The organism is Amycolatopsis sp. H20-H5, assembly GCF_035828755.1.
Lineage (GTDB): Bacteria > Actinomycetota > Actinomycetes > Mycobacteriales > Pseudonocardiaceae > Amycolatopsis.
The window spans coordinates 1-7,103 of record NZ_JAYMZS010000218.1 but is presented as its reverse complement, the minus strand read 5'-3'; the positions used below and the strand labels follow the sequence as shown (position 1 = coordinate 7,103).

At 70.4% G+C, this 7,103-nt stretch carries 9 protein-coding genes and 1 pseudogene; 2 read left to right on the top strand and 8 right to left on the bottom strand.

Features of this window, described 5'->3' with window-relative positions:
- From QMK34_RS46440 to QMK34_RS46405, 8 genes and pseudogenes are all read right to left on the bottom strand, one after another.
- A pseudogene (locus tag QMK34_RS46440) lies at positions 1-127 on the bottom strand (alpha-hydroxy-acid oxidizing protein); the annotation flags it as partial.
- Positions 124-1,320, bottom strand: a complete 1,197-nt coding sequence (locus QMK34_RS46435) for a cation:proton antiporter (RefSeq protein ID WP_326421380.1) — start codon at positions 1,318-1,320, stop codon at positions 124-126. The gene QMK34_RS46435 and the pseudogene QMK34_RS46440, both read right to left, overlap by 4 nt.
- A 39-nt stretch (positions 1,321-1,359) precedes the next feature.
- Positions 1,360-1,674 carry a hypothetical protein gene (locus QMK34_RS46430; protein ID WP_326421378.1) on the bottom strand — a complete coding sequence of 105 codons (315 nt, stop codon included), beginning with the start codon at positions 1,672-1,674 and terminating at the stop codon, positions 1,360-1,362.
- Positions 1,675-1,803: 129 nt separating this feature from the next.
- Entirely contained in the window at positions 1,804-2,262 is a 459-nt protein-coding gene (locus QMK34_RS46425; RefSeq protein ID WP_326421377.1) for a MarR family winged helix-turn-helix transcriptional regulator, read from the bottom strand.
- Between the two features lie 95 nt (positions 2,263-2,357).
- On the bottom strand, positions 2,358-2,762 hold the full coding sequence (locus tag QMK34_RS46420) for a VOC family protein (RefSeq protein WP_326421375.1): 405 nt from the start codon (positions 2,760-2,762) through the stop codon (positions 2,358-2,360).
- 10 nt (positions 2,763-2,772) lie between these two features.
- On the bottom strand, positions 2,773-3,213 hold the full coding sequence (locus QMK34_RS46415; protein WP_326421373.1) for a helix-turn-helix transcriptional regulator: 441 nt from the start codon (positions 3,211-3,213) through the stop codon (positions 2,773-2,775).
- A gap of 35 nt (positions 3,214-3,248) precedes the next feature.
- Complete coding sequence (locus QMK34_RS46410; protein ID WP_326421371.1) at positions 3,249-3,833, bottom strand: GNAT family N-acetyltransferase; 585 nt, start codon at positions 3,831-3,833, stop codon at positions 3,249-3,251.
- Positions 3,833-5,332 (bottom strand): APC family permease, encoded by a 1,500-nt coding sequence (locus QMK34_RS46405; RefSeq protein ID WP_326421369.1) that lies wholly within the window; start codon positions 5,330-5,332, stop codon positions 3,833-3,835. Before QMK34_RS46405 ends, QMK34_RS46410 begins: the two co-directional genes overlap by 1 nt.
- A gap of 191 nt (positions 5,333-5,523) precedes the next feature.
- Here QMK34_RS46405 and QMK34_RS46400 point away from each other — a divergent pair, with 191 nt between their 5' ends.
- Both QMK34_RS46400 and QMK34_RS46395 read left to right on the top strand, forming a co-directional pair.
- The gene (locus tag QMK34_RS46400) at positions 5,524-6,165 is read left to right on the top strand and encodes a GOLPH3/VPS74 family protein (RefSeq protein WP_326421368.1); all 642 of its coding nucleotides are present in this window, start codon (positions 5,524-5,526) and stop codon (positions 6,163-6,165) included.
- A 51-nt stretch (positions 6,166-6,216) separates the two neighbouring features.
- A partial coding sequence (locus QMK34_RS46395; protein ID WP_326421367.1) for a saccharopine dehydrogenase family protein occupies positions 6,217-7,103 on the top strand: 887 nt, incomplete at its 3' end.

Below are 7,103 nucleotides of genomic sequence, written 5' to 3'. Positions count from 1 at the left end.
GCCCCGGATCGAGGATCTTCTCCGCCGACGCCTCCAGCTTCGTGGCGTCGGCGGAGCACGGCGGGTACGTCCCGCCGAGCCCCTGCAGGTAGATCTCGTTCTGGTAGCCGCCGAACCGCTCTGTCACCCGGACCTCCTCGTGTCAACCGACCGCACTGTACCGGCCGGTAGCAACCAGGTGAGCTTCTCCGAGCGCAGGACCGCGACGGGCCCGATCACAGCGAGCAGCAGGACGTACCCGGCCACGAACGGCGCGACGCGGGAGTCGAGCCCCGCCGCGGTCGCGAGAGTGGCCAGCACCAGCGAGAACTCGCCGCGAGAGAGCACGGTCAGGCCGACGTTGACCCCGGCCTGACGATCGAACGAGTGAATCCGCGCGGTCACCGCACCCGCGACCAGGTTGAGCGCGATGGTCAGCGCGACGGCGACCAGCACCGGCACGACGACCGTGCCGACCGCCCGCGGGTCGATGCTGAGGCCGAAGATGAAGAAGAACAATGCGCCGAACGCGTCGCGCAGCGGTAGGACGAGCTGGTGGATCCGCGGGGCGACCGTCGACCCGCCGAGCATCATGCCGACCATGAACGCGCCGATCGCGTCGGACACCCCGACCTCCTCGGCCAGCGCCGCGCCCATCACGGCGACACCGACGAAGCAGACGGTCAGCAGCTCGTCGTCGGCCGAACCGAACAGCTTCGAGACGACCCGGCCGCCCCATCGGGCCAGCGCGGCCAGTACCAGCAGGAACGCCAGCGCCTTGCCGAAGTCGGCCGCGGCGGCCCACAGGTTGTCGGCGCCGCTGAGCACCGGCTGGAGCAGGGCGAGATAGAGCGCGAGGAACAGGTCCTCGATCACGATGATGCCCATGATCAGGCGCGATTCCGGGTTCTTCATCCGGCGCGCTTCGAGCAGCAGCTTCGTTACGATCGCCGAGGACGAGATGCCGATGGCGCCCGCGATGACCAGTGCCTCGCGGGTCCCCCAGCCCAGTGCGAAGCCGAACGCGAGCCCGCCGCCGATGTTGAGGCCGAGATAGACGAGCCCGGACCAGACGAGCTTGCGCCCGCCCTTCGCCAGGTCGTCGAGCGAGAATTCGAGGCCGAGGTAGAACAGCAGGAAGACAAGGCCGAGCCCGGCCAGCACGCCGAGCTCGCCCGGGTCGTCCACAAGGGACAGTCCGGGAGTGTTGGGGCCGAAGACAAAACCGGCCAGCATGAACAGGGGGATGGTCGGCAGCCCGATGCGGGCGCCGAGTCTGGCGATGACACCGGCGGCGAGGAACGCACCGCCGACGGCCAGCAGGGCATGACCGGAACTCATGGAACCTCCGAGTACGGCTGATACGGGCTTGGGCGGGTATCAGGCGGCGGGAGGGGCGCGCGCGGTGATCCAGATCGACGGCCGGTGCACCGCGGCGGGCGTCAAGGGGACGACGAGCTCGCCGGTGAAACCGGGCGCGGCGGCCACGCGAGCCACTTCGGGGAGGGCGGCGAGCGGGATCGGTTGTGCCGTCACCGAATGCGGCAGGGGTTGCTGGGCGAGCACGGCCACCGGATCGGTGCCGTGCCCGGGAGCGGACCGGGTCGGCGTGGCCAGCGTGAGCAGGAACAGCGTCAGCGCCAGCAGGACGAAGGTGGACCGGTGCCGCGGAGCGGAGGCACGGGTCACGGTCATCGCGAGGCCGAGTGTACCACGATCTTCAGTCCACAATGGACCATCAAGGACGAGAGCTCGATCACGTCATCGGAACAGCCGCGCCAGCTTCATGCAAAAGCATGGTGATTGGGCGAGGCGCAGCGGCGGTCAGTCCTCCTGGTCGGCGATGCCGTCCTGCCCCGCCCGGAGCTTGTCGCACAGCCTCTGCAGGGTTCGCAGTTCCTCGCCGGTCAGCGCGCCGCCGACGTAGTGCCCGATCGCCGCCGCGTAGTCCCGGCCCACCCGCTTCTGCACGGCCGCGCCCTCGGCGGTGAGCTCGACGACCGTGCCGCGGCGGTCCTGCGGGTCGGCCGCGCGCGCGACCAGCCCGTCCGACTCCATCCGCTCCACCAGCCTGCTCAGGCTCGACTGGTCGAGCAGGATGTGCTCGTTGAGCTCGTGCAGCCGCAGTCTGCCTTCGGGGAAGCGCGTCAGGTTGTAGAGCACGTCGTAGACGCGCATCGAAACCTCGCTCCCCCGTGCCGCGCGGTTCAGCCTGCGCCCCAGCGTCACCTGCGCGCGGAACAACGACTCCCATGCCACAGTCGCGCTCTTCGTCCTCGGCATCATCCACCCCGCGTCCGCTGAACCCTTGGGAAAGGATCACACCACGCCAGGTAGCACGGTCGCAGATCTCCCGCGTCCCGGCGGACCGGCCGGGGTTAGGCCTGCTCGATACGGACGAGGTTGCCCGCGGGGTCGCGCACCGCGGCGTCACGGGCGCCCCAGGGCTGGCTGACCGGCTCTTGCAGCACCTCGGCGCCGGGTGCGGCGGCGACCTTCTCGAACGTCGCGTCGAGGTCCTCGGTGCTGAAGTGGAGGGTACGCAACTCGCCCTTCGCGAGCAGCGCGGCGATGGCGTCGCCGTCCTCCTTCGAACGGCCGGCGTGCGGCTGGGACAACACGATCTGGATCTCGGGCTGGCTGTCGGTCGCGAGCGTGACCCAGCGGAATCCGTCGTGCGCGACCTCGTTGCGCACGGTCAGACCGAGGGTGTCGCGGTAGAAGGCGAGGGCTGCTTCGGGGTCGTCGACGATGACGTGCACGGCACTGATGGAAACGGTCATGCGCAGGACGTTAGTCGGCTGCGGGCACCGATGCTTCTCGGAAACTGATCGGCTGCCTTGGCGGCTTGCGCGGCCGGGTCACCACCATCACCTGGCACCCCGGCACGACCTCGAGCTCGCTGTGGTCACGGGCGCGGTACGCGCTCGGGGTCTCGCCGATGACCTGCGTGAACCGGGTGGAGAAGGAGCCGAGGCTCGTACAGCCGACCGCGAAACAGGCCTCCGTCACGCTCATGTCGCCACGTCGCAGCAGTGCCGTGGCCCGTTCGATGCGCCGGGTCATCAGGTACGAGTACGGCGTCTCGCCGTACGCCTCGCGGAACTGGCGGCTGAAGTGCCCGGCCGACATCAGCGCCGTGCGGGCCAGTGCGGTGACGTCGAGGGGCTGCGCGTACTCGCGATCCATCCGGTCGCGGGCGCGCCGCAGGTGCCGCAGCTCGTCGAGGTCCATGGCACCCATTATGGTGCGCCGGACGGGCCCGGGCGCTAGGCCGGGTCGCGCCACATGGGCTGCATGGGGGCGCCGCCGGGCGGGGCGAACGGCTCGCCGACGTCGCGGTAGCCGAGCCGCCGGTACAGCCGCGCGCTGGTCGGTGAGCTGGCCTCCAGATAGGTCGGCGTGCCCTGGGCGTCGAAGTGGTCGAGGCCGTGGCGGAACAGCCGTCCGCCGATCCCCTGGCCCTGCAGGCCGGGCAGGACGCCGAGGAACTGCGCGTGGTGGTGCGCCGAACCCGAGGGGCCGCGCTCGGCCATCAGTCCGAGCAGGGGGCCGAGCCGGGCGAGCTCGGCGTCGAGCAGTCCTGGGAAGGTCTCCGCCAGGTCGCCGCCCTCGTCCTCCGCGCCGCCCGGCTCCCACAGCATCACCGCGCCGAAGTCCTCGGTGACGTCGACGCGGCCGCCCGCTTCGCCGAGGCCACCGAGCACACCGCGGAAGAACGCCCGGTTCGCGCCGGGACGGCGTTCGTCGTCCTCGAACAACCAGGTGCTGACCGGATCCAGCTGGAAAGCCCGCGTCAGCACGTCGACCACCGCGTCCACTTCGGACGGTTCGGCCGCTCGGATCCCGCTCATCACCGCTCCCTCGAACCGATCGGCCGACGCGCGTCGTCGTCGTCGCCGTTGCCGTCTTCCACCGGGCTACCGCCGATCCCGGCGTACACCTCGGGGTCGCGGGTCCGCAACAGCTCGGCCCGCAGGAACCCGGCCAGCCCACCCGCCACCAGCAGCCCCGGCAGGCCCCAGCGCAGCAGCGGGGTGCCCTCCGGGCCGAGCAGCAGGTCGAAGTTGATCAGGATCATCACCAGCACCGCGCTGAGCAGCACCGCGGCCAGCACCGGCGCGATCCAGCGGCGCCAGGCGTTCTCGGTGCGCTGACGACGCCGGAAGAAGCCGATCACCGACAGCGAGACCGCGATCATGATGATCACCACGCCGGTCGAGGCGGTGGTACCCAGCCAGGTGAACAGCTGAGTGATCGGGTCACTCCCGGTAGCCGCGAAGGCGATCACGAGCACCAGGCCGAGACCGGTCTGGACCAGCGAACCGGCGACCGGCGCGCCGGTCCGCCTGCTGGTCCTGCCGAGCGCGGCGGGCAGCGTGCCCTCCCGCCCGAGTGCGAAGAAGTACCGGGCGACGGAGTTGTGGAAGCTCAGCAGCGCGGCGATCTGGCTGGTCATGAACAGCACGTACGCGGTGTCGGAGAAGACCTCGCCCACGTTCGTCCCGGCGAGGCCGAACAGCAGCCCGGGGCCATCGGCCTGGCTCGCGCCGACGATCGCGTCCGGGCCGATGGCGACCGCCATCGCCAGCGAGGACACGACGTAGAGCACGGCGGTCAGGCCGATGGCGATGAACGTCGCCCGCCCGACCGTCCTGGCCGGGTCGCGGCATTCCTCGCCGTAGGTCGCGGCGCCCTCGAACCCGGTGAACACCGCGACGGAGAAGGCGAACACCGCGCCGACCCCCGCGGTGAAGAGGTTGCCGGGCGCCAGCGGCGCGAAGGACACGGATCCGCCCGCGGGATGCGCGAACAGGGCGACGTCGATGATCACGATGATCGCGATCTCCAGGCACATCGCGATGCCGAGCACCTTCGCGTTGATGTCGATGCGCAGCACGCCGAGCGCGCCGATGATCAGCACCATCACGATCGCGCACAGCCACCACGGCACGGTCAGCCCGAACAGTGTCAGCAGCCAGTTCGACAGCGACCAGCCGAACAGGCCGTAGATGCTGATCTGGATGGCGTTGTAGGCGATCAGCGTGACGAACGAGACCGCCGTCCCGGCGGATCTGCCGATCCCGTTGGCGACGTAGGGGTAGAACGCGCCCGCGTTGGTGATGTACCGGCTCATCGCCGCGTACCCGACCGCGAACAGCGCGAGCACCGGGGCGAGCAACACGAACGAGAGCGGGACGCCGATACTGCCGGTGACCGCGTACGTGGTGGAGACCCCGCCCGCGATCGCGTAGAGCGGGCCCGCCGCGGCGACGACGAAGAAGACGATCTGCGCGGCGCCGAGCCGCCGTTGGCCGAGGCCGCGCGGGCGGCCCGGAGTGTGCGTACCCATGAAAGCGTTTACCTGACCCCTTGGTTGTGGAGAGGAACTGGCGGTGATCTTGGCCGCGGACCACAGACTAAAGGCCGCATTGACCCGATCGATACGCCCGTACGGAGTAAAACAGGCCTCCGTTCGCCGCCAAGATCTCCGCCGGGTATTTTTGCCCTCTTTCCCAGACATCGCCGGGGGCGTGCCCATCAATGCGTCGGCTCACATTGGTCGATTCCGTGTTCCTGCTCGGCCACGACGAGTTCACCGGTAAACCGGTATTGACCCGCACCATGCTCGGCATCGGCCTCGGCGGGGCCGTGCTCTGCGATCTGCTCCTCGCCGACCGGATCACCGTGGAACGCAAGAAAATCCAGCCGATCAGCCACCTGCCGACCGGGATGGACACCGCTGATCAGGTGCTCTCTCGAATACGCGCCGAACGCGACAAACACCTCATCCGGGCGTGGGTCGACCACCTGCGTGACGACCTGCCGGAAATCGTCACGGCCAATCTGCTGCGCGACGGTGTCGTCTCCCACGAAATCGACCGGGTGCTGCTCCGCCGGATTCACCGCTATCCCCCGGTCGACCTGCTGACGTCGACCTCCGCGCGCAGCCACGCGCGCTCCGCCGTGCTCGGCCGGACGAGGCCCGACCCGCATTCGGCGAGCCTCGCCCTGCTGGCCTGGACCATCGGGGTCGACGACCTCTACGAGGGCGAGCTCGACCGGGCGCAGGTGCGGAAATGGATGGACGAGACCACCCGCGCGATGCCGCGCCGGATCGCCGACGTGATCAGCGGAGTGGAAGCGGTCGGCGCGGCGGTCGTCTACACCGGGGACCGCAGGTGACCCACGGGTAACCTGAGGCGTCCGGCACGGGCGACGCAGCAGGAGGCAACCATGACCACCGCCCGCACCCACGACGTGGTGCTGTTCGGCGCCACCGGATTCACCGGCGCGCTGACCGCCGAGTACCTGGCCCGCGTCGCGCCCGAGGGCTGCCGCTGGGCGCTCGCCGGGCGCAACCGGGGCAAGCTCGAAGCGTTGCGGACCGAGCTCACCGCGATCGACGGCAAGCTGGCCGAGCTGCCGCTGCTGCACGCCGACGCGACCGACGCCGGTTCCCTGCGCGAGGTCGCGGCGTCCGCGAAGGTGGTGATCAGCACCGTCGGGCCGTACGTCGAACACGGTGAGCCGCTGGTCGCGGCCTGCGCGGACACCGGCACGGACTACGTCGACCTGACCGGCGAACCCGAGTTCACCGACCGGATGTACGTCGCCCACGACGCGCGGGCCCGCGAGACCGGCGCCCGGCTGGTGCACGCGTGCGGGTTCGACTCGATCCCGCACGACCTCGGGGCGTACTTCACCGTGCGGCAGCTGCCCGAGGGGGTGCCGCTCAAGGTCGACGGGTACGTCCGCGCGGGCGGCAGTCCGTCGGGTGGCACCTTCCTGTCCGTGCTGACGATCCTTTCCCGGCTTCCCGCCGGGGCACGGGCGGCGAAGGCCCGTGCCCAGGCCGAACCCCGGCCGTCCGGGCGCCGGGTGCACCTCCCGGCCGGGAAACCGCATCGGATCGACGACCTGTGGGCGGTACCGCTGCCGACCATCGACCCGCAGATCGTCGGCCGGTCGGCGGCCGCGCTGCAGCGGTACGGGCCGGACTTCACCTACCGGCACTTCGCCGGTGTCAAGCACCTGCCGACCGTCGCGGCCGGTGCCATCGGACTCGGCGCGTTGTTCGCGGCCGCGCAGGTGAAACCGTTGCGCAGTGCGCTGTCCAGCCT

Excerpts from the sequence above, each read along its gene's own strand:
- QMK34_RS46415 (WP_326421373.1), bottom strand. The coding sequence starts at position 3,213 with ATGGACCTCGACGAGCTGCGGCACCTGCGGCGCGCCCGCGACCGGATG.
- QMK34_RS46430 (WP_326421378.1), bottom strand. The coding sequence starts at position 1,674 with ATGACCGTGACCCGTGCCTCCGCTCCGCGGCACCGGTCCACCTTCGTC.
- QMK34_RS46405 (WP_326421369.1), bottom strand. The coding sequence starts at position 5,332 with ATGGGTACGCACACTCCGGGCCGCCCGCGCGGCCTCGGCCAACGGCGG.
- QMK34_RS46410 (WP_326421371.1), bottom strand. The coding sequence starts at position 3,833 with ATGAGCGGGATCCGAGCGGCCGAACCGTCCGAAGTGGACGCGGTGGTC.
- QMK34_RS46435 (WP_326421380.1), bottom strand. The coding sequence starts at position 1,320 with ATGAGTTCCGGTCATGCCCTGCTGGCCGTCGGCGGTGCGTTCCTCGCC.
- QMK34_RS46425 (WP_326421377.1), bottom strand. The coding sequence starts at position 2,262 with ATGCCGAGGACGAAGAGCGCGACTGTGGCATGGGAGTCGTTGTTCCGC.
- QMK34_RS46400 (WP_326421368.1), top strand. The coding sequence starts at position 5,524 with ATGCGTCGGCTCACATTGGTCGATTCCGTGTTCCTGCTCGGCCACGAC.
- QMK34_RS46420 (WP_326421375.1), bottom strand. The coding sequence starts at position 2,762 with ATGACCGTTTCCATCAGTGCCGTGCACGTCATCGTCGACGACCCCGAA.